The sequence below is a fragment of the Rhodocyclus gracilis genome (genome assembly GCF_009617575.1).
Classification (GTDB): domain Bacteria; phylum Pseudomonadota; class Gammaproteobacteria; order Burkholderiales; family Rhodocyclaceae; genus Rhodocyclus; species Rhodocyclus gracilis.
In genome coordinates, this window is sequence record NZ_WIXJ01000002.1 from 446,432 (window position 1) to 468,186 (window position 21,755).

A 21,755-nucleotide genomic window follows, 5' to 3' on the forward strand; every position below is an offset into this window, starting at 1 on the left:
GCCTCTCATTTCCAGATATTCCACGGCGACATCATCCAGCAGCCGACCACGACGATCCACACCAGGCAGAGCGGGATGAAGACCTTCCAGCCGAGGCGCATGACCTGATCGTAACGGTAACGGGGGAAGGTCGCGCGAATCCACAGGAAGAAAAAGAGCAGCGCCGAAATCTTCGCCAGCAACCAGAACAGGCCGTCAGGAAGGAAGCTCACCGGCGACAGCCAGCCACCGAGGAAGAGCGTCGCCGTCAGCGCCGACACGAGGATCATGTTGGCGTATTCGGCGAGGAAGAAGATGGCGAACGCCATGCCGGAGTACTCGACATGGAAGCCGGCGACGATTTCCGACTCGCCTTCCGCCATGTCGAAGGGCGCGCGGTTGGTTTCGGCGACGCCGGAGACCAGATAGACGACGAACATCGGCAGCAAAGGCAGCCAGTTCCACGAGAAGAACGAGACACCATGGCTGGCGAAGATACCCTCCCCCTGCGCGCGGACGATATCGGCGAGGTTGAGGCTGTTGGAGACCATCAGCACCGTGATCAGCGCCATGCCCATGGCGACTTCGTACGAAATCAACTGCGCCGCCGAACGCATGCTGCCGAGGAAGGCGTACTTCGAATTCGACGCCCAGCCTGCCAGGATGATGCCGTACACGCCGAGCGACGAGACGGCCATGGCGTAGAGCAGGCCGGCATTCACATCGGCGAGGATCAGCGTATCGGAGAACGGAATCACCGCCCACGCGGCAAGCGCCGGCACGATCGAGAGGATCGGAGCGAGCAGGAAGAGAGCCTTGTCGGCACCGGTCGGAATGATGATTTCCTTGACCAGAAGCTTGAGCGCATCGGCAATCGGTTGCAGCAGGCCCCAATAACCGACGCGATCCGGCCCGATCCGCACCTGCATGAAGCCGATGATCTTGCGCTCGGCATAGGTGAGGTAAGCCACCACCGCCATCAGCGGCAGGACGATAGCGACGATCTGCAGGACGATCCAGATGGTCGGCGTCGCCGCGCCGAAGAGGCTCGTCAGAAATTCGTGCAAGGCAGCCATCAGACAGGCTCCACCTGAATCGTGCCAAACATGTCGCCGAGCGCAGCCGTCGCCGGATGAGCGGCGGAGACGCGGACGCAACCATCGGGAACGCCATCATCCAGCGCGGCGGTCAGCACCGCCTCACCACTGCCGGCAATGCTCTCCTGACGCAGGCGTACCGGCGCTCCCGCCACCAGCCCAGCTTCAGCCAGCGTGCGAGCGGACATGCGAGCCGTCGGCGGCGCCGCGTCTCGCGTTTTTTGCAGCGCCGGCGCGCGGCGAACGAGAGGATCGGAGAAATAGATCGGCACGTCAGCCACGCGCTCGAAGACGCCTTTGGCCGACACCAGAGCCGCCGGATCGATGGGCAGCTTGATGCCGTTATCGAGGCCGGACGCGAACTCACCGTCGATCAGCGTCTCCGGTGGCAGAACGGCGTCGCGCACCTCTTCGCTCGACTCCTGATCGAAGCCGTCGAGATTGAGGAGATTACCCAGCACGCGCAAGACCTTCCAGGCCGGACGCGCTTCGCCCAACGGGCGAACGACGCCCTTGAAACTCTGCACGCGGCCCTCGGCATTGACGAAGGTCCCCGAAGTTTCCGTAAAGGGCGCGACCGGCAGCAGCACATCGGCGTACTCGCGCATCGCTTCACTGATGAAGGGCGAGAGGACGATGCGCAGATCCGCCTGGCGCAAGGCGGCCAGCGTCAACTGCGGGTTGTGGCAGTCGAGCTCCGGCTCGATACCGAGCATGACGTAGGCGCGACGCGGATCGGTAAACATCGTCCGGGCGTTGCGCGCACTCGGCAAGGCGCCGGAGAGATACCCCCCGACGATGTTGCCTGAGTCGCCAAAGAAGCCCAGGTTGGCGCCGGTAATATCCGACAGATGCTGGGCGAGGACGTGGATCTGCACCGCATGCGGATGTTGCACGGCGACGCGGCCGAGGAAAATCATGCTGCGACCGCGCACGCGCAGACTGGTGGCGATGGCTTCCGACGGGATGTCAGGAACAATTGCCTCCAAGCCTGCCGGCACCGGCACACGACATTGCAGCGCTGCCGCCTTGACGACGCGTGCGAGGGCGGCGGGCAATTCAGACGGTGCAACGACCACATGTTCGTGCATCGCCATCAGCGGATCGTCGTTGCCGAGCGAAATCAGCGTGACGCGCGTGCCATTGTGCTTGGCGGCCTGCCGCAGCCGCTGCGCGAAGAGCGGAATATCCTTGCGGACGAAGCTACCAACGACGAGCGCCGTATCGAGTTCGTTAAGTTCGGCGATGCGCATGCCGAGCCAACGCGCGCCCGCCGGCACGCCGCTCGGTGCGTAGTCGTAGCGCCGCGGCCGGAAGTCGACGTTGCCCGAGCCCAGACCACGCACGACTTTTTGCAGGAGATGCATTTCCTCAAGCGTCGACCACGGTGCGGCCAGCGCAGCAATTTCGTCGGCTCCGTGGCGCGCGACGATATCGCGCAAGCCATGCGCCGCGTAGTCGAGCGCTACCGACCACTCGACCTCACGCAACTGACCATCGACGCGAATCATCGGCTTGGTGAGACGCTCCGGACTATTCAGCCCTTCGTAGGAGAAACGGTCGCGGTCGGAAATCCAGCATTCGTTGACCGCCTCGTTTTCACGCGGCAGAACGCGCATGACGCGATGGTTGCGTGCCTGCACCGTCAGGTTGGCGCCCACGCTGTCATGCAGACTGATCGACGGCAGGCGCGACAACTCCCAGCTGCGTGCCGCAAAGCGGAAGGGCTTTGACGTCAGCGCGCCCACCGGGCAAAGGTCGATCATGTTGCCCGACAGCTCCGAATCAACCGAGCGACCAAGAAAGGTGACGATCTCCGAATGCATGGTGCGATTGGCCATGCCGAATTCCATGACGCCGGCGATTTCCTGCCCAAAGCGCACGCAACGCGTGCAATGGATGCAGCGCGACATCTCCTGCATGGAAATGAGCGAGCCGGCGTCCTTGTGAAAGACGACGCGCTTTTCTTCCTGATAGTGCGAGGCGCCCGCGCCATAGCCGACCGCCAGATCCTGCAACTGGCATTCCCCCCCCTGATCGCAGATCGGGCAATCGAGCGGATGATTGATCAGCAGGAACTCCATGACGCCTTGCTGCGCCTTGACCGCCAGAGAAGAGTGCGTGAACACCTTCATGCCGTTGGTTGCCGGCGTTGCGCAAGCAGGTACGGGCTTCGCCGCCTTTTCGACCTGCACCAGACACATCCGGCAGTTGGCGGCGATCGACAGCTTCTTGTGATAGCAGAAATGCGGGATGTACACGCCGAGCTGCTCGGCCACCTCCATGATGGTGGCGCCCTCGGGGGCTTGAACCAGTTGACCGTCGATTTCGATTTCAGGCATCTCGCTTTACCTCAGGCCGATGCCGTGAAGAAGGTGCTACCGGCTCGCTGAACGTCAACCGGCACCAGGCATTGGCGGTGTTCGATGTGATACTGGAATTCGTCGCGAAAATGCTTGAGGAAGCTCTGTACCGGCATGGACGCCGCGTCGCCGAGCGCACAGATGGTGCGCCCCATGATGTTACCCGTCAGGCGCTGCAGGGTCTCGAGATCCTCGGGCACACCCTGGCCGTTTTCGATGCGGTGGATGATCTTGTAGAGCCAGCCGGTGCCTTCACGGCACGGCGTACATTGGCCGCAGGATTCTTCGTAATAGAAATACGACAGGCGCTCTAGGGCGCGCACCATGCAGGTCGTTTCGTCCATGACGATGACGGCCCCCGAGCCGAGCATCGAGCCTGCCTTGGCGATGGAGTCGTAATCCATGGTGCATTCCATCATCAGATCGGCCGGCACCACCGGTGCCGACGAACCGCCCGGAATGACGGCTTTCAGCTTGCGTCCGCCACGCACACCACCGGCCATTTCAAGTAGCGTCGAAAACGGCGTCCCCATCGGCACTTCATAGTTACCGGGACGATTGACGTGCCCCGACACCGAAAACAGCTTCGGGCCGCCGTTGTTCGCCTTGCCCGCCTCGAGAAAGGCATCGCCCCCCATGCTGAGGATGAAGGGCACAGAGGCCAGTGTCTCGGTATTGTTGATCGTCGTCGGCTGGCCGTAGAGACCGAAGCTGGCCGGGAACGGCGGTTTGAAACGCGGCTGTCCCTTCTTTCCCTCGATCGACTCGAGCAGCGCGGTCTCCTCGCCACAGATGTACGCGCCATAGCCATGGTGCGCGAACAACTCGAAGCTGAAGTCGCTGCCGAGAATGTTCTGGCCGACGAAACCCGCCGCCCGCGCTTCCGCCAGCGCTTCTTCAAAGCGCTCGTAGAGCGACCAGATTTCGCCGTGAATGTAGTTGTAGCCGCGCGTAGCACCCATCGCGTAGGCAGCGATCACCATGCCCTCGATGACGGCATGGGGATTACCGCTCAGAAGATCGCGGTCCTTGAAGGTGCCGGGCTCGCCCTCGTCGGAGTTGCAGATGAGGTACTTCTCTCCGGGCAAGGCACGCGGCATGAAGGACCACTTCAGCCCCGTCGGAAAACCCGCGCCGCCGCGGCCACGCAAGACAGATTTCTTGACCTCGGCGATCACATCACCGGGCGTCAGATTGTCGGCAAAAATGCGGCGCAGCGACTTGTAACCGCCACGACTGACGTAGTCAGCCAGCCGCCAGGTGCGGTCGCCGTCAAGGCCGGCGGTGAGAATGGGATTGATCGAGCCGAGTACCGCCATCAGTCAAGCTCCGCCAACAACCGGTCGATCTCCGCGGGCGTCATCGACGCGCACATACGGCGATTGTTGACCAGCACCACCGGTGCGTCTCCGCAGGCGCCCATGCATTCCCCCTGCTTAAGGGTGATACGCCCGTCCGGCGTCGTTTCATCAAGGCCAATGCCCAGCTTTTTCTGCAAATACTCGAGCGCATCGACACCGCCGGAGAGCATGCAAGGCAAGTTGGTGCATACCGTCAGCTTGTAGCGTCCAACGGGTTTGAGGTCGTACATGTTGTAGAAGGTCGCCACTTCAAGGGCCGCCACCGGCGGCATGCCCAGATAGACGGCAACCTCTTCGATGAGTTCAGGCGACAGCCATCCATGCGCCTCCTGCGCGATGGCAAGCGCTGCCATCACCGCCGACTGTTGCTGACCGACGGGATATTTGGCGATTTCGCGATCAATACGGGCCAGGGATTCAGGAGTGAGCATCAACGGTCGATCTCGCCAAAAACGATGTCCTGCGAACCAATGATCGTCACCACGTCGGCAATCATGTGCCCACGGGCCATTTCATCCATCGCCGACAGGTGAACGAAGCCCGGCGCACGAATCTTCAGACGGTAAGGCTTGTTGGCGCCATCCGACACCAGATAGATGCCGAACTCGCCCTTCGGATGCTCGACGGCAGCGTAGGCTTCGCCTTGCGGCACGTGCATCCCCTCGGTAAAGAGCTTGAAGTGGTGGATCAGCTCTTCCATATTCGACTTCATCGCCTCACGCGACGGCGGTGCGACCTTGGCGTTATCGGTCATCACCGGGCCCGGATTGGCGCGCAGCCAGTCGATGCACTGACGAACTATGCGCGTCGATTGGCGCATTTCCGCCATACGCACGAGGTAACGGTCGTAGGAGTCACCCTCGCTACCGACCGGGATGTCGAAGTCGACGCGGTCATACGCGGCGTAGGGTTGTTTCTTGCGCAGGTCCCACTCAACCCCTGAGCCACGCAGCATCGGCCCGCTAAAGCCGAGCGCCCGCGCACGTTCCGGCGACACGACGCCGATGCCGACCAGCCGCTGTTTCCAGATGCGGTTATCGGTCAGCAGAGTTTCGTACTCGTCGAGACAGGTGGGAAAGCGATTCGTGAAGTCTTCCAGATAATCGAGCAGCGACCCTTGCCGCGCCGCGTTCAGCGCGTCGACCGTCGCTGCATCCTTCCACTTCGACTGGCGGTATTGCGGCATCCGATCCGGCAGATCGCGATAGACACCGCCCGGCCGGTAGTACGCCGCATGCATGCGCGCGCCGGAAACGGCTTCGTAAGCATCGAGGAGATCTTCGCGCTCGCGGAAAGTGTAGAGCACCATCGTCATGGCGCCGACGTCGAGCGCGTGCGTACCAAGACTCAGCAGGTGATTGAGGATGCGCGTGATCTCATCGAACATCGTGCGGATATAACGCGCACGCAGCGGCGGTTCGATGCCGAGCAGCTTCTCGATCGCCATACAGTAGGCGTGCTCGTTGCACATCATCGACACGTAGTCGAGGCGATCCATGTACGGCACCGATTGCAGCCAGGTGCGATGCTCGGCGAGCTTCTCCGTCGCGCGGTGCAAGAGACCAATGTGCGGATCAGCGCGCACGACGACTTCGCCGTCTAGCTCAAGCACCAGACGCAAGACGCCGTGCGCAGCCGGGTGCTGCGGTCCGAAATTGAGAGTGAAGTTGCGTAGTTCAGCCATGCCGCGGATTTCCGTAGGTTTCCTCGCGCACAATACGCGGCGTCACCTCGCGCGGCTCAATACTGACCGGCTGATAGATGACTCGTTGCTGTGTCGGGTCGTAGCGCATTTCGACATGGCCGGAGACAGGAAAATCCTTACGGAACGGATATCCGACAAATCCGTAGTCGGTCAGGATCCGACGCAAATCATCATGTCCGGGGAAAACGATGCCAAACAGATCGAAGGCCTCACGCTCGAACCAGTCGGCACACGTCCACAGCGAGGTCAGCGACGGCACCACCGGGAACGAATCGTCTTCGGCAAAAACGCGCACCCGCAGACGCCAATTGTTGTCGAGGGAAAGCAGGTGACAAATGACGGCAAAGCGGGGATCGGTCCACACATCGCTGCCATACGCGGAGTAGTCAATGCCGCAGAGATCGACCAATTGTCCGAACGCCAGTGACGGATCGTCGCGTAGTGTGCGCATCACGCTCAGGTAATCGGCGACGCGCACTTCAATCGTCAACTCATCCAGAGCCAAGGAATGACGAACGATTCGCTCACCAAGGCATTCATTCAGATTGTGGGCAAGCGTATCCAGCTTCGCAGACATATCGCGCTCTCGTTCCGGTCAGCGGGCAATGGTACTGGTACGACGGATTTTGTTCTGTAACTGGATTAAACCGTAAATAAGCGCCTCGGCCGTCGGCGGGCAACCAGGAACATAGACATCGACCGGAACGATTCGATCACACCCACGCACTACTGAATAGGAGTAATGGTAGTAGCCACCACCATTGGCGCAGGAACCCATCGACAGAACCCAGCGCGGCTCAGCCATCTGGTCATAAACCTTGCGCAAGGCCGGCGCCATTTTGTTGGTCAGCGTGCCCGCAATGACCATCAAGTCGGATTGACGCGGACTGGGGCGGAAGATCATGCCGAAGCGATCAAGGTCATAGCGACTCATGCCGGCATGCATCATTTCGATGGCACAGCACGCCAGACCGAAAGTCATCGGCCACAACGACCCAGTACGTGCGTAATTGATGAGCTTGTCCGCCGAAGTCGTAACAAACCCTTCCTGCATGACGCCTTCAATACCCATCGCTCACTCCCAGTCCAGCGCGCCCTTAACCCAGGCGTAGACAAAACCGACCACCAGAATGGCGATAAAGACCATCATCTCGGCGAAACCGAACCATTTAATGGTATCGGTCGAAACAATCTCCTTGAAGATTGTCGCCCACGGAAAAAGAAAAGCAATTTCCAGGTCAAAAAGTATGAAAAGGATGGCGATCAGGTAATAGCGCACATCGAATTTCATGCGCGCGTCTTCGAAAGCCTCGAAGCCACACTCGTACGGGGATAGTTTTTCGCTGTCAGGACGACTGGGAGAAACGACCCAGCCCAAAATCAGTGGCAAAGCACCGACGACAGCACCAACCAGAATGAAGATTAATACCGGGAAGTAATTTTCAAGCATGATCCGCCGCGCTATCGCTGCATTTCAAACCAGAGTCACCCCTTCCCCGATGACTCGCTTGGTGCCGACGGTGAGACTCGAACTCACACGACCGAAGTCACTACCCCCTCAAGATAGCGTGTCTACCAATTTCACCACGTCGGCACTACCAAAGCCACAACACAGGAAAAATGAGGAAAACTCCCTGCATGCAGCGCCTCTCGCTAAAACTACTTCGGAATGTCTTTAGCTTTTGAATCCGAACCGAGAAGACTTGCGGAACCTGAACCTACTGGCGCACTTCCATTTGCATCCGTTGGAACCGGAACAGACGGCGATTTTACCGCATCTTGCATCACACTTCCAGTAGCTTTTGGCTTGTTTGATTCAATGTACGCCAAAGAGAGGCTGGTAACAAAGAAAACCGCGGCCATCACTGCCGTTGTACGACTCAGAAAATTGGCCGAACCCGTCGCACCAAAAAGACTGCCCGAAGAACCACTACCAAAGGCCGCCCCCATGTCGGCGCCCTTACCATGCTGCACCAGCACAAGACCGATCACTGCCGCACCGACCAACAGATGCACAACCAAGATCAGCGAAAAAAATGTGTTCATGTCGCCCCGTCAATGATTTACCGCACGGCAAATCGTCAGAAAATCCTCTGCCACCAACGAAGCACCACCCACCAAGCCTCCGTCGATATCCGGCATAGCAAACAACTCGAACGCATTTTCCGGCTTTACGCTGCCGCCGTACACAATACGCAAACCCGCCGCCACATCAGCGTCGAGCGCCGCCACCTGCGCACGCAGCCCGGAATGCATTTCCTGCGCTTGCGCTGCCGATGCCGTACGTCCAGTACCAATCGCCCAGACAGGCTCGTACGCGACCACCAACCGCGAAAATGCGGCCACACCTACATGCTTCAATACTGCCGCAAGTTGCGTGGCAACGACCTGCGCCGCTTGCCCCGCCTCGCGCTGCGCCAGTGTCTCTCCGACACACACGACAGGCACGATACCTAACGCCAAGGCTGCCGCAGCTTTGGCCGCCACTTGCACATCTGTCTCACCGTGCAGGCAACGCCGCTCGGAGTGACCGACGAGAACGTAACGACATTCGAAATCCTGCAACATCGCGCCACTGACATCTCCCGTGAAAGCGCCCTGAGCGCGCTCACTGATGTCCTGTGCGCCTAAAACCACTTTCGAACCGGACAGCGCCAACTGCGCCTGCGCCAGATACGGGAATGGAACGCACACCAGCACATCCGCCGCGACCGCTTCGTCGACTCCCGACGAGAGCGCTGCCAGCAACTGCGCATTGGAGGAAAGACTGCCGTGCATCTTCCAGTTTCCGGCAATCAATGTGCGTCGCACCAAGCGTCCCCCTCGAAAGGCGCAGATTATAGTGAAGCCATCGGCTCCGGGTCAATACGAACTCCCGCTGCGGGTTGCATGGACCGAGGCCGCAGCGAGATGCCGAGGCAGGCAACCACCCGCCCCCCACCGCCGCTGGATGCTTCGCCTCTCGGCGCAGCGCCTAGCCGAAACGACCGGTGATGTAGTCTTCCGTCTGCTTCTTCTGCGGCTTGATAAAGATCTGGTCGGTGACACCGAACTCAACCATTTCGCCCAAGTACATGTAGGCCGTGAAATCCGAGATACGAGCGGCCTGCTGCATGTTGTGCGTAACGATGAGGACAGTGACTTTCTCTTTGAGTTCGCTGACCAGTTCTTCGATGCTGGCCGTGGCGATCGGATCGAGCGCTGAGGTCGGCTCGTCGAACAGCATCAACTCCGGATCACTGGCCAGCGCACGGGCGATACACAGGCGCTGTTGCTGACCGCCCGAGAGATTCGCACCAAGCTCTTTCAGACGATCTTTGACCTCCCCCCAAAGAGCTGCTCCACGCAACGCCATCTCCACCTTGTCATCGATCACCGAGCGGCTACGCTCGCCACGCACACGCAGGCCGTAGGCGACGTTTTCGTAGATCGACTTGGGAAAGGGATTCGGCTTCTGAAAGACCATGCTGATACGCATGCGCACTTCGATCGGATCGACCTTCGGCGACAGCAGGTTGGTGCGATCCGGATGAAAGTCGATCGCGCCTTCGTAGCGGTTCCCCGGATACAGGTCGTGCATGCGGTTGAAGCAGCGCAGGTACGTCGATTTGCCGCACCCGGAAGGTCCAATCAGCGCGGTGACCTTCTTTTCGTACACCGGCATGTTGATGTTCTTCAACGCATGGAACTTGCCGTAATAGAAGTTGAGGTCGCGGGCTTCCGCCTTCAACGCGGGAAGAGGCTCGTTGTTTGCTGCGTCAGTCATTGAAATATTCACCGTGAATTTGGAACGTCTACCAGTTGATGCTCTTACGGAGGCGATAGCGCAGCCAGATGGCCAGCCCGTTCATGGCCAGCGTCATCAACACCAGGATGAAGCCGGCGGCCGCCGCGTTGGTCGCGAACGCAGCCTCGGGGCGCGACGTCCAGTTGAACATCTGGATCGGCATGACCGTGAAAGGCGCGAACAGCCAGTCGAACATGCCCGCCGGCGGATCGCCAGTGAATGGCGCCGGCGGCAGGAAAGCAATGAAAGTCAGCGCGCCGATGGTAATGATCGGCGCCGTTTCACCAATGGCGCGCGCCATGCCGATGATGACGCCAGTGAGGATGCCGGCGCTCGAGTAAGGAACGATGTGATCGCGCACCACCTGCCAGGTCGTCGCGCCACAGGCATAGGCCCCCTCGCGAATGATCTGAGGAATGGCGCGAATCGACTCGCGGGTAGAAACAATCACCACGGGCAGAATCAGTAAAGCCAGCGTCAGCCCGGCAGACAGAATGCTTTGACCGAGACCGAAGGTGTAGACGAAGAGCCCCAGCGCGAGCAGACCGTAAATGATCGACGGCACACCGGCGAGGTTGGAGATATTGATCTCGATGACGTCGGTCACCCAGTTCTTGGCGGCGTATTCCTCAAGGTAGATACCCGCCGCGACACCGATCGGCACCGCCGCAAACGCCGTTACCAGCATCACCAGCGTCGAACCGACCCAGGCCGACAGGATGCCGGCATGCGCCGCGCGCCGCGAAGGGAAGGAGGTCAGAAACTCGACGTCGATACGGCCAAGCCCCTCGATCGCCATGTTCACGAAGAGCGACATGAAAGTCATGACGCCGATCATCAAGGCACATACGCCGAGGACACCAAACAACGCATCCCACCGCTTGTGCGCAACGATCAGGTTGCGTAGCGCCTGCAATTCCTGTTGATTCATCTCAATACACCTCGCGGAATTTCTTCCGCATGTAATAGCCGAGCAGGTTGAAGGCGAGAGTCATCAACATCAGGGTCAGGCCAGCGGCAAAAATTGTCTGGTAACCGATGCTGCCATGCGGCAGATCGCCGAGCGCCACCTGCACGATGTACGAAGTGATCGTCGCGCCCGGCTCAGTCGGATTGAAGGTGAGGTTCGGCTGCATCCCAGCAGCCACAGCCAGAATCATGGTTTCGCCCACCGCGCGCGAAATCCCGAGGATATACGCCGAAGCAATGCCCGATGTCGCCGCCGGCATAACGACGCGCAGCGCCGTCTGCAAACGGGTCGCTCCCATCGCGTAGGAGCCTTCGCGCAGCGCCATCGGCACGGCCTTCATCGCGTCTTCGGACAGGGAGGCGACGTAAGGAATGATCATGATGCCCATCACCAGACCGGCCGACAAAAGATTGAAGCCTGGCAGGTCGGGGTAAATGTGCTGCAGCAGAGGCGTCAGAAAGACCAGCGCAAAATACCCGTAGATGATGGTCGGCACACCGCCGAGCAACTCGAGGAAGGGCTTGGCGATTTCGCGCACGGCGAACGGCGCAAACTCCGACAGGTAAATGGCGATGATCGTCCCCAGGGGAATCGCCACCATCAGGGCGACGGCCGAACTAGTCAGGGTGCCGGAGAGCAGCACCATGATGCCGTAGTGGGCATCATCGAAGAGCGGCGTCCATTGGGTATCAAAGAGAAAATCGAAAAGCGGCACGGTCTGGAAAAAAACGACCGATTCGCTAACGAGGATGTAGACGATGCCCATCGTCGTAAACACCGACACAAACGCGGCGAGGAACATGACCGACTCGACCATTCGCTCCTTGAGGTGGCGAAAGTGGTCGACCTTAAGACGGTCACTGGGAGTGGACATCGATTCGAAATTCGGTAAGGCAGCGGGGATAGAACTCACGAAGCAGGCCTGAGATTAGCTGTCGCCGGGCGGCGAAACAACCCCGGGGAGATTCCCCCGGGGCCTATGGAGCAGAACGCGTTACTTGGCTTCGAGCTTCATCAGCTCTTCGATGGTGATGCCGACCTTGTTTTCACCGCCGAACTTGGTGCCCTTCAGGCGCTTGCCGAAGTGCTCAAGATTGAAGGCGTAGGCCTTGGAGGGCAGCGGCACGTACTTCACATCCTTCGACAGGGCTTCGCCGTTCTTCAGGTAGAACTCGACGAATTCCTTGATCTCCGGCTTCTCGGCCGACTTGGCATTGACGTAGATGAAGATCGGGCGCGCGAAGGGCTGATACGTGCCATCGACGACGGTACGCGGCGACGGGCTGACCGCCGGCTTGCCTTCAGCCGCAACAATCGGCACCGCCTTCAGCTTGTCGTGGTTTTCGTCGTAGTAAGCGTAGCCGAAGAAGCCCAGACCGCCGACGTCACGCGCCACACCTTGCACCAGCACATTGTCGTCTTCCGAGGCGGTAAAGTCGCCACGGCTCGACTTCGCCTTGCCATTGACGGCTTCGGTGAAGTAGTCAAAGGTGCCCGAATCAGCACCCGGCCCGAAGAGCTTCAGGGGGCGATCCGGCCACGCGTGATTGACCTGCTTCCAGCTGGTGATCTTGCCTTGTGCGCCCGGTTCCCAGATCGTCTTCAGCTGCTCAACGGTGAGCGACTTGATCCAGTCATTCTTCGGGTTGATGACGACCGTCAGCGCATCGTAGGCCACCGGCAATTCGATGTATTCGATACCGGCTGCCTTGCAGTCCTCCATCTCCTTCTTCAGGATCGGACGCGACGCGTCGGAGATGTCGGTTTCGCCGCGACAGAACTTCTTGAAGCCGCCACCCGTACCGGAAATGCCGACGGTAACTTTGATGGCGTTCTTTTTGGCCTTCTGGAATTCTTCGGCCACTGCCTCGGTGATCGGATAGACCGTCGAGGAACCATCGATCTTGACCAGCGAGTCGGCGAAGCTCGCCGTGGAAGCAGCCGCGCCGGCGATCGTCAATGCCAGCAGAGAAGCGATTCGCGCAGATTTCATTCAGATACTCCTAGGGAAGACGCTGCATCGCAGCAGACCGGGCGGAGTCTAGAGGCCGAATGTTACGAGTCTGTGACATCCCCGTGAACAGCCAGACGCACCGCGCTCGCCAGCGCCTCGGCAGCACTTTCGACCCGCCGCGCATCGCGCCCCTCGACCATCACACGCAGCAGTGGCTCGGTCCCCGAAGCACGCAAGAGCACTCGCCCTTCGCCATCAAGCGCCGCCTCGACATCGCGCCGCACCGCGCTGATCTGGGGGTGATCCTTCCACGGAAAACCCTTGGCCATCGGCACGTTGATCAACTTCTGCGGATAGAGGGCGAAATCACCCAGCAGCGTACGCAGATCGCCACCGGAGGCGCGCAGTGCCGAAAGCACCTGCAGCGCTGAAATAATTCCGTCACCCGTGCTGTGCTTGTCGAGACAAAGGATATGGCCCGAATTCTCGCCGCCATAGAGCCAGCCGCGCTCATGCAGCATTTCGGTAACGTAGCGGTCGCCGACTGCGGCGCGGGCAAACGGCACCGCCAGGGTGGCAAATGCGTGCTCGAGCGCAAGATTGCTCATCAAGGTGCCGACGACCCCGGCCACCGGCCCCTGTTGCAGGCGGTTTTTTACAATCGCATAAAGGAGTTGGTCGCCGTCATAGAGACTGCCGCTGGCGTCGACCATCAAGACGCGGTCGCCGTCACCGTCCAGCGCGATCCCCAGATCGGCGCCTTGCGCCAGCACGGCGCGACGCAATGCCGCCGGTGCCGTCGCACCGACCTGATCATTGATGTTGAGCCCGTCCGGTTCGGCCCCCACCGTCGTCACTTCGGCACCCAGTTCGTGCAGGACGTGCGGCGCGATGTGGTAGGCGGCGCCATGCGCACAATCGACGACGATCTTCAGACCGCGCAAATCGAGATCATTGGGAAAGGCGCTCTTGCAAAACTCGATGTAGCGCCCCGCCGCATCGGCGATGCGCCGTGCCCGTCCGAGCTGGCCGGAAGGCACGCAGCCCATCGGCGCCTCGAGACCGGCCTCGATCTCGAGTTCAACGGCATCGGGCAGTTTGCTGCCGTGCGCCGAGAAAAACTTGATGCCGTTATCGAAATACGGATTGTGAGAGGCCGAAATCACGACCCCCGCCTGCAAACGCAAGGCGCGCGTCAGATAGGCTACGGCCGGCGTCGGCAACGGCCCGACGAGGCACACATCGACCCCGGCGGCGGCGAAGCCGGCTTCCAGCGCCGCTTCGAGCATATAGCCGGAGACCCGCGTGTCCTTGCCGATCAGCACGGCAGGCCGCTCACCCGCCTTGACCGGCGCGCGCACCGACTCCTGAGCGACAAGCGCGCGCCCGGCGGCGTAGCCAAGACGCATGACCAGATCCGGCGTGATCGGCGCCTCGCCGACCCGGCCTCGCACCCCGTCCGTTCCGAAATATTTCCTCACCGCAAAACCCTCCATGGCCGCCGGGCACGCGCCCGATCCAGCAAAGGGCGTCATCATACTGAAACCCCCGCCGCTTAGCCTAGCGAACCTCTTTCAATGCTTGGCAGCATGGCGCAGACCCTGATCCGACGGCTTCCCCTCCGTAAATTCGACCTCGACGACAGCGAACACGGGCTCTGTACAAGGCTCGAAAACGACGAGCGCGACAGATCCGCCGAACTCGACACACTCGTCGCGATCATCAGGGAACGCCGCTTGCAGGCGGTCTTTCAGCCGATTCTCGATTTTCGTACGCACACCTATTTCGCCTACGAAGCACTGATTCGCGGACCGCAGGGTACGCCACTGCACGCACCATCCGCTCTCTTCGCTGCCGCCGACCGGCATGGTCTGCGCCGCGAACTCGAAGCGGTATGCCGCGAAATCCAGTTCGTTGCTTTCGCAGAGCGGCAACTGCCGGGCAAACTCTTCATCAACGCCAGTCCGGCGAGCCTCGACGATGATCTCTTTCGCAACGGCAGTACGCTGCAACTGCTCCGCCGACTTGACCTCAAGCCGACACGCATCGTCATCGAGCTCACCGAAAACCAGCGCGTCAGCGACTTCCCCCGCATCCAGCAAACGCTCGCCCACTTTCGTGGGCTGGGCTACCAGATCGCCATCGACGATCTGGGCGAGGGCTTCTCGAACATGCGCATGTGGTCGGAAGTCAAACCCGAATACGTCAAGATCGACCAGCACTTCATCAACGGTATCGCCGACGACACGCTCAAGTTCCAGTTCGTCAAAGCCATGCACGAACTCGCCGAAACCTGCTCGGCACGCGTCATCGCCGAAGGGATCGAGCGCGACAGCGACTGTCTGGCGCTGCGCGATCTTGGCGTCGCCTGCGGGCAAGGCTATCTGATCGAACGCCCGACCCCGTCCCCGTCTTCACGACTCGGCGGACCGATGCGCGACCTGTTGCGCCGCGGCAGCATCGCTGTCTTCCCGCGCGCCAGCGGCGCCGGGCAAGCTCATACGGTGCGCCAACTGGCGCGATGGATCGAACCCGTGACGCCGGACACCCTCAACGAGGTCGTCTATCGCCGCTTTGCCGAAGAGCCGGAGCTTGGCTCATTGCCGGTCGTCGCCGATGGCACGCCGCGCGGCCTGATCAATCGCCACGCCATGATCGACCGCTTCGCCCGCCCCTACCGGCGCGATCTCTACGAATGCCGTCCCTGCACGCAGTTCATGGACGCGGCGCCGCTGATCTTCAATGAAGACGCGACGGTGCAGGAGGCCGGCCTGCTGATCAGCCGCTCGGCCCGGCACCACCTGACGGACGGCTTCATCATCACCGACAATGGCGCTTACCTCGGCGTCGGTAGCGGCCACGACCTGATGGCGCTGATCACGGAGATGCAGATCCAGGCGGCACGCTACGCCAATCCGCTGACGCAGCTACCGGGCAACGTGCCACTCAACGAGCACATCGACCACCTGCTGCGCGCCGGTACGGCCTTCCGCGCCTGCTACTGCGACATTGACCATTTCAAGGCCTTCAACGACACCTACGGCTACCGCAAAGGCGACGACATCATCCAGATCCTCGGCACCCTGCTACGCGAAAACAGCGACCCTCGCCTCGACTTCGTCGGCCACATCGGTGGCGATGATTTTCTGGCGCTCTTTCAGAGCGGCGACTGGGAAGCACGCTGCGCACGCATACTGCGCCTCTTCGATTCGCAAATCGCCGCCATGGTTACGCCCCTCGATCTGCAGCGCGGCGGCTATCTGGCCGAGAACCACCGGGGGGAAGCGGCACTGCATCCGCTGCCGACGCTTTCCATTGGCGCCTTGGCCTTATGCGCCGGCGACGCGGAATCGCATCAGGAAGTCGCTTCCGCCGCCTCCGAAACCAGGAGGCACGCGAAAAAAATCAGCGGCAGCAGCCTTTTCATCGCACGGTGCCACTCCGGCAAGAGCAACGCCTGAGCGCGTACACGGCGCAGGCCAGATGTGCGCCGCCCACTCGTCAGGCGGTAGCATCCGCCGAGGCCGGTTTGAAAGCCTGCCAGACCGCCAGCGCATCGCGTGTCGCGGCAACATCATGCACGCGCAGGAAATGCGCCCCTCGCTGCGCCGCCAGCAGCGCCGCCGCAACGCTCGCCGCCCCCCGATCTGCCACCTCACGGCCGCACAGCGCGCCCAGCATCGACTTACGCGAAACGCCGATCAGGAGCGGCAACTCGTTCACGACGCATTCCGGCAAGCGGCGCATCAGCGCAAGGTTGTGTTCGAGCGTCTTGCCAAAGCCGAAGCCCGGATCGAGCACGATGCGCCGATGCGAAACGCCGGCCTTCGTCAAGGCTGAAACACGCTCTGCCAGGAACGCCCTCACCTCGGCCACCACATCGCCATAGACAGGCGCCTGCTGCATGCTCAGCGGCTCGCCCTGCATGTGCATGACACACACGGCACAGTCGGCGTCGGCGACCGCCTCAAGAGCCCCCGGCATGCGCAAGCCGTAGATGTCATTGATCATCGCCACGCCAGCTTCGATCGCCGCGCGCATGACCGGCGGCTTGTAGGTATCCACGGAAATGGGCACGCCACAACCGGCCAAGCGTTCGAGAACGGGCAGCAAGCGACGCAATTCTTCTTCCAGAGGGGTAGCCTGCGCACCGGGCCGCGAGGATTCAGCGCCCACATCGAGCCAATCGGCCCCCGCCTCGATCTGCTCCTGCGCTTTGTCGAGTGCCCGCGCGACATCGACACCATCGCCGGAAAACGAGTCGGGCGTGAGATTGACGATGCCCATGACGAGCGGACGATCAATCGTCCGGGAAAATTTGCCGCATTCGAGTTGGACCATGAGTCAGCGCCACAAGGTGGAGTGAGAGTGAAGTAAGTGCCAATGAAAACGGGGAAGCTCTCGCTTCCCCGCGCTGTTGCCCCGGCCGGGCGGAATGCGGCGTTGTCGATCAGGCAGGTGCCGTCGCGCTCGGCGCCGCTCCCGGCGCACTGCCGCCGGGCTTGTTGGGATAAATCGTCTGCGTCGCCTTCGGCGGACGCGGCGCACGGCCTTCCATGATGTCGTTTATCTGATCGGCGTCGATGGTTTCCCATTCAAGCAGGGCAGCCGTCATCGCTTCGACCTTGTCGCGATTATCTTCCAGCAACTTGCGCGCGAGTCCGTACTGTTCGTCGATGATGCGGCGGATTTCAGCGTCGACCATCTGCATCGTCGTCTCGGACACATTCTTGTGCGTCGTCACCGAGCGACCGAGGAAAACCTCTCCGTCGTTGTCGCCGTAGACCATCGGCCCGAGTGCATCCGACATGCCGTAACGCGTCACCATGTCACGCGCCATCTGCGTCGCGCGCTCGAAGTCGTTGGAGGCGCCGGTGGTCATCTGATGCATGAACACCTCCTCGGCAATCCGACCGCCGAAGAGCACGGCGATGCGGCTCAGCAGATAGTCGCGGTCATAGGCGTAACGATCCTGCTCAGGCAATTGCATGGTGACGCCAAGCGCCCGTCCGCGCGGGATGATCGTGACCTTATGCACCGGGTCGGACTTCGGCATCAGCTTGGCAACAACCGCGTGGCCGGACTCGTGGTAAGCCGTATTGCGCTTTTCTTCGTCGGTCATGACCATGCTGCGGCGCTCGGCGCCCATCATGATTTTGTCCTTGGCACGCTCGAAATCGTCCATGTCGACCAGGCGCTTACTGCTGCGCGCAGCGAACAGAGCGGCCTCATTCACCAGGTTGGCCAGATCGGCACCGGAGAAGCCCGGCGTGCCACGCGCGATGATGTCGGCCTTGACGTCAGGCGACAGCGGCACCTTGCGCATATGCACCAGCAGAATCTGCTCGCGACCGCGAATGTCGGGCAGCGGCACGACCACCTGCCGGTCGAAACGTCCCGGCCGCATCAGGGCCGGATCAAGCACATCGGGACGGTTCGTCGCCGCAATGACGATGATGCCGGAGACGCCTTCGAAGCCGTCCATTTCGACGAGCAACTGGTTAAGTGTCTGCTCGCGTTCGTCGTTGCCACCGCCGAGACCAGCGCCCCGCTGACGGCCAACCGCATCGATTTCGTCGATGAAGATGATGCACGGCGCCTGCTTCTTGGCCTGCTCGAACATGTCGCGCACACGCGCTGCGCCGACGCCGACGAACATCTCGACAAAATCGGAACCGGAGATCGAGAAGAACGGTACCTTGGCTTCGCCGGCAATGGCCTTCGCCAGCAAGGTCTTGCCGGTGCCGGGATTACCGACCATCAGCACACCCTTGGGGATACGCCCGCCGAGCTTCTGGAACTTCGACGGATCGCGCAGGAAGTCGACGAGTTCGGAGACTTCTTCCTTGGCCTCATCGCAACCGGCGACGTCGGCAAACGTCACCGTATTGTTGGCTTCATCGAGCATGCGCGCCTTGCTCTTGCCGAACGAAAATGCGCCGCCCCGACCGCCGCCCTGCATCTGCCGCATGAAAAAGACCCAGACGCCGATCAACACCAGCATCGGGAACCAGGAGACGAAGATATTCATCAGCAGCGACGGCTCTTCTTCCGGCTTCGCCTCGATCTTGACGCCGTACTTGAGCAGGTCGGACACCATCCAGAGATCGGGAGGCGCGTACGACGTCAGCTTCTTGCCCTCGACCGTCGTCGCCTTCAGCGCGCGCCCTTCGATCACCACCTTGGCGATATGGCCCTCCTTCACCTCATCGATGAATTGGGAGTACTCCATCGGCGCCTGCGCCGCCTGGCGGTTATTGAACTGGTTGAACACGGTCATCAGCACGAGGCCGATGACGAGCCAGATCGCCAGGTTCTTGAACATGTTATTCAATGGGATACCTCTTCAAGATTGCGGCCGGGAATCGCCCCCGACCGCCGACAGCAGCGGATGAAGCCGCACCGCCACGGTGCATTCTAAACCGATTACAGCGCTCCGTAGGTGAGCGCCGGACTCAGGGTTTCAGGCCACGTCCCAACAAATAGGTCTCGGAGCTACGATCACGCGAAGCTTCCGGCTTGCGCGTGGTGACGGAGAGAAAGGTGCTGCGCATGCGCCGAACGTACTCTTCGTAGCCATGCCCGTGAAAAACTTTGACCAGAAACGCGCCATCCGGTTTCAGCCACGCTTCGGCAAACTCCAGCGCCAACTCAGCCAGATGCATCGCCCGCGCCTGATCCGAAATGGCAATCCCCGATATGTTGGGGGCCATATCCGAAAGCACAAGCCCCACCCGCTCGCCGTCGAGCATCGTTTCCAGCTGCTGCAGAATCTCCGTCTCGCGAAAATCGCCTTGCAGAAACGAAACCCCGGCCAGCGGCACGATCTCCAGAAGATCAAGCGCGAACACCTTTCCTCGCCGCTGCATCCGCTGCGCCGCGACCTGCGACCAACCACCGGGAGCCGCACCGAGGTCGACAACGCAGTCGCCGGGGCGAATCAGATGATCGCGGTCATCGATCTCCATCAATTTGTAGGCCGCGCGCGAGCGATAGCCGTCGGCCTTCGCCTTTTGCACGAAGGTATCGTTCACATGCTCGCGCATCCAGGCCTTGCTCGTTCGCGTTCGCGCCATGGTTCAAAACTCGTTAGAATCCGGGACTTTGGAAAACTCGAAAACTACATGCCCACTCTTACACTCAGCACCGATCAGCGCCGCGGCCTGCGCGCCCGCGCCCATGCGCTCAAGCCCGTCGTCTCGATCAGCCAGAACGGCCTCAGCGAAGCGGTACTGAAGGAAATCGGTGTCGCCCTCCACAGCCACCAGCTGATCAAGATCCGCGTCTACAACGACGACCGCGAAAAACGGGAGCGTTTCCTCGCCGCCATCTGCGAAGAACACAGCGCGGCGCCGGTGCAACACATCGGCAAGCTGCTCGTCGTCTGGCGTCCGGGCGCCGATGAGGATGACGCGGCAGCCAAGCGTGTTCGTCCGGGTCGTCGCGCTCCGCGCCGCCCCAAGCGCAGCTTCCAGAACGAGGGCTGAGCCCCGTTCCAAGCCCCGTCGATGCGCCGCCCGCGCCCGCTTGCCGATCCGTACTCGGCAAGGGCGCGACTGCGGGCATACGCACGCCGTCATCGTCCTTGACGCCCACTGACGACGACCAGCGCCGCCCCCAGCAGACTCTGCACCAGATAAAGCACACTGGCGATACCGTGCCAGGTAGCGAAGCGGTCCTTGAGCACCATATCGGCCGCGCCTTCGAGCGCTGCCCGCGAGGCTGACTCCGCCTTCAACTGGGCAATCACCGGCTGCACGCCGAACTGCCCTATCAGCGCCAACACCACCATCAACACCAGCAGCCAGAAAGACCATCGCCGCAAGGCCTGTGCTCCCTGGCGCATCAGTGCGTGCAGAATGAGGTAGGCGGCGCAGCCAAAGCCGATCCAGCCAATCAGTTGAAACAGCTTGCCGGCGATGGCGCCGGCCAACTGGCGGTCGGCGAGGGTCGCGAATAGGGTCGGCGCCACCAGATAGCCGATGCTCCAGAGACCGCCAACCCACAGTGTCAGGGCCAGTCCGCTCAAGGCATCGGCGATGCGGCGCACGATTCTTACTCGTAACGCACGGCAAGCAGTTCGTACTCGCGCAGGCCACCGGGCGCCATGACTTGCGCCACGTCACCGGCGACCTTGCCGATCAGGGCGCGGGCAATCGGCGAATTGACCGAAATCTTGCCGGCCTTGATGTCCGCCTCGTCTTCGCCAACGATCTGATAAGTGACCTGATCGCCCGTTTCCTGATCTTCAAGATCCACCGTCGCCGCGAACACGCAACGGCCACCGGCGTCGAGCAGCTTCGGATCGATGATCTGCGCGTTGCTGATCTTGCCTTCGACTTCCTGGATGCGCCCTTCAACAAAGGCTTGCCGCTCCTTGGCGGCGTCGTACTCGGCGTTTTCCGAAAGATCACCGTGCGAACGCGCCTCGGCAATCGCCGCAATGACGGCCGGACGCTCGATGGTCTTCAGACGATGCAGTTCAACACGCAGTTTCTCTGCGCCAGTCAGGGTTAACGGAACCTTGCTCATAAATGTA

Annotated in this window: 22 protein-coding genes and 1 tRNA gene; 2 read left to right on the forward strand and 21 right to left on the reverse strand. The window is 61.2% G+C overall.

The window, feature by feature from the left end:
• Positions 1-5: 5 nt before the first annotated feature.
• From nuoH to glmM, 16 genes are all read right to left on the reverse strand, one after another.
• Entirely contained in the window at positions 6-1,055 is a 1,050-nt protein-coding gene (nuoH, locus tag GHK24_RS05125) for an NADH-quinone oxidoreductase subunit NuoH (protein ID WP_153469948.1), read from the reverse strand.
• Positions 1,055-3,418, reverse strand: a complete 2,364-nt coding sequence (gene nuoG / locus GHK24_RS05130) for an NADH-quinone oxidoreductase subunit NuoG (RefSeq protein WP_153469951.1) — start codon at positions 3,416-3,418, stop codon at positions 1,055-1,057. Before nuoG ends, nuoH begins: the two co-directional genes overlap by 1 nt.
• An 11-nt stretch (positions 3,419-3,429) precedes the next feature.
• Complete coding sequence (nuoF, locus tag GHK24_RS05135; protein ID WP_153469955.1) at positions 3,430-4,758, reverse strand: NADH-quinone oxidoreductase subunit NuoF; 1,329 nt, start codon at positions 4,756-4,758, stop codon at positions 3,430-3,432.
• Positions 4,758-5,231: an NADH-quinone oxidoreductase subunit NuoE gene (gene nuoE, locus GHK24_RS05140; protein ID WP_153469958.1), complete on the reverse strand. Its 474-nt coding sequence runs from the start codon at positions 5,229-5,231 to the stop codon at positions 4,758-4,760. The genes nuoF and nuoE overlap by 1 nt, the downstream gene beginning before the upstream one ends.
• Positions 5,231-6,484 carry an NADH-quinone oxidoreductase subunit D gene (locus GHK24_RS05145; protein ID WP_153469961.1) on the reverse strand — a complete coding sequence of 418 codons (1,254 nt, stop codon included), beginning with the start codon at positions 6,482-6,484 and terminating at the stop codon, positions 5,231-5,233. Before GHK24_RS05145 ends, nuoE begins: the two co-directional genes overlap by 1 nt.
• The gene (locus GHK24_RS05150; protein ID WP_153469964.1) at positions 6,477-7,082 is read right to left on the reverse strand and encodes an NADH-quinone oxidoreductase subunit C; all 606 of its coding nucleotides are present in this window, start codon (positions 7,080-7,082) and stop codon (positions 6,477-6,479) included. The genes GHK24_RS05145 and GHK24_RS05150 overlap by 8 nt, the downstream gene beginning before the upstream one ends.
• 18 nt (positions 7,083-7,100) lie before the next feature.
• Positions 7,101-7,577: a NuoB/complex I 20 kDa subunit family protein gene (locus GHK24_RS13500; RefSeq protein ID WP_153589692.1), complete on the reverse strand. Its 477-nt coding sequence runs from the start codon at positions 7,575-7,577 to the stop codon at positions 7,101-7,103.
• 3 nt (positions 7,578-7,580) lie between these two features.
• On the reverse strand, positions 7,581-7,955 hold the full coding sequence (locus GHK24_RS13505) for an NADH-quinone oxidoreductase subunit A (protein WP_194286380.1): 375 nt from the start codon (positions 7,953-7,955) through the stop codon (positions 7,581-7,583).
• A 59-nt stretch (positions 7,956-8,014) separates the two neighbouring features.
• A tRNA-Leu gene (locus GHK24_RS05160) sits at positions 8,015-8,099 on the reverse strand.
• 65 nt (positions 8,100-8,164) lie between these two features.
• The gene (gene secG, locus GHK24_RS05165; RefSeq protein ID WP_153469967.1) at positions 8,165-8,551 is read right to left on the reverse strand and encodes a preprotein translocase subunit SecG; all 387 of its coding nucleotides are present in this window, start codon (positions 8,549-8,551) and stop codon (positions 8,165-8,167) included.
• 9 nt (positions 8,552-8,560) lie between these two features.
• Positions 8,561-9,316, reverse strand: a complete 756-nt coding sequence (tpiA, locus tag GHK24_RS05170; RefSeq protein ID WP_167681413.1) for a triose-phosphate isomerase — start codon at positions 9,314-9,316, stop codon at positions 8,561-8,563.
• A gap of 163 nt (positions 9,317-9,479) precedes the next feature.
• Positions 9,480-10,271 carry a phosphate ABC transporter ATP-binding protein PstB gene (pstB, locus tag GHK24_RS05175; protein ID WP_153469970.1) on the reverse strand — a complete coding sequence of 264 codons (792 nt, stop codon included), beginning with the start codon at positions 10,269-10,271 and terminating at the stop codon, positions 9,480-9,482.
• Positions 10,272-10,299: 28 nt separating this feature from the next.
• Positions 10,300-11,223 carry a phosphate ABC transporter permease PstA gene (gene pstA / locus GHK24_RS05180; RefSeq protein ID WP_153469973.1) on the reverse strand — a complete coding sequence of 308 codons (924 nt, stop codon included), beginning with the start codon at positions 11,221-11,223 and terminating at the stop codon, positions 10,300-10,302.
• 1 nt (position 11,224) lies between these two features.
• Positions 11,225-12,136, reverse strand: a complete 912-nt coding sequence (pstC, locus tag GHK24_RS05185; RefSeq protein ID WP_153469976.1) for a phosphate ABC transporter permease subunit PstC — start codon at positions 12,134-12,136, stop codon at positions 11,225-11,227.
• A 120-nt stretch (positions 12,137-12,256) separates the two neighbouring features.
• Entirely contained in the window at positions 12,257-13,255 is a 999-nt protein-coding gene (locus GHK24_RS05190) for a PstS family phosphate ABC transporter substrate-binding protein (RefSeq protein ID WP_153469979.1), read from the reverse strand.
• 62 nt (positions 13,256-13,317) lie between these two features.
• The gene (gene glmM, locus GHK24_RS05195; protein WP_153470412.1) at positions 13,318-14,712 is read right to left on the reverse strand and encodes a phosphoglucosamine mutase; all 1,395 of its coding nucleotides are present in this window, start codon (positions 14,710-14,712) and stop codon (positions 13,318-13,320) included.
• Between the two features lie 93 nt (positions 14,713-14,805).
• On the opposite strand from glmM, the gene GHK24_RS05200 reads away from it, so the two are divergent.
• Complete coding sequence (locus GHK24_RS05200) at positions 14,806-16,677, forward strand: GGDEF domain-containing protein (RefSeq protein WP_228384541.1); 1,872 nt, start codon at positions 14,806-14,808, stop codon at positions 16,675-16,677.
• Positions 16,678-16,717: 40 nt separating this feature from the next.
• Here GHK24_RS05200 and folP read toward each other — a convergent pair whose 3' ends face one another.
• From folP to GHK24_RS05215, 3 genes are all read right to left on the reverse strand, one after another.
• Positions 16,718-17,557, reverse strand: a complete 840-nt coding sequence (folP, locus tag GHK24_RS05205; RefSeq protein ID WP_153469985.1) for a dihydropteroate synthase — start codon at positions 17,555-17,557, stop codon at positions 16,718-16,720.
• 109 nt (positions 17,558-17,666) lie between these two features.
• Entirely contained in the window at positions 17,667-19,550 is a 1,884-nt protein-coding gene (ftsH, locus tag GHK24_RS05210; protein WP_153469988.1) for an ATP-dependent zinc metalloprotease FtsH, read from the reverse strand.
• Between the two features lie 121 nt (positions 19,551-19,671).
• Positions 19,672-20,292, reverse strand: coding sequence for an RlmE family RNA methyltransferase (locus tag GHK24_RS05215; RefSeq protein ID WP_153469991.1), 621 nt, complete (start codon positions 20,290-20,292; stop codon positions 19,672-19,674).
• Positions 20,293-20,340: 48 nt separating this feature from the next.
• On the opposite strand from GHK24_RS05215, the gene GHK24_RS05220 reads away from it, so the two are divergent.
• Positions 20,341-20,703, forward strand: a complete 363-nt coding sequence (locus GHK24_RS05220) for a YhbY family RNA-binding protein (RefSeq protein WP_153469994.1) — start codon at positions 20,341-20,343, stop codon at positions 20,701-20,703.
• A gap of 89 nt (positions 20,704-20,792) precedes the next feature.
• Here the strand turns inward: GHK24_RS05220 and GHK24_RS05225 are convergent, their stop codons facing one another.
• Both GHK24_RS05225 and greA read right to left on the reverse strand, forming a co-directional pair.
• Complete coding sequence (locus tag GHK24_RS05225; protein ID WP_340642659.1) at positions 20,793-21,266, reverse strand: DUF4149 domain-containing protein; 474 nt, start codon at positions 21,264-21,266, stop codon at positions 20,793-20,795.
• Positions 21,267-21,271: 5 nt separating this feature from the next.
• Positions 21,272-21,748, reverse strand: a complete 477-nt coding sequence (gene greA / locus GHK24_RS05230) for a transcription elongation factor GreA (RefSeq protein WP_153469997.1) — start codon at positions 21,746-21,748, stop codon at positions 21,272-21,274.
• Positions 21,749-21,755: the final 7 nt, after the last annotated feature.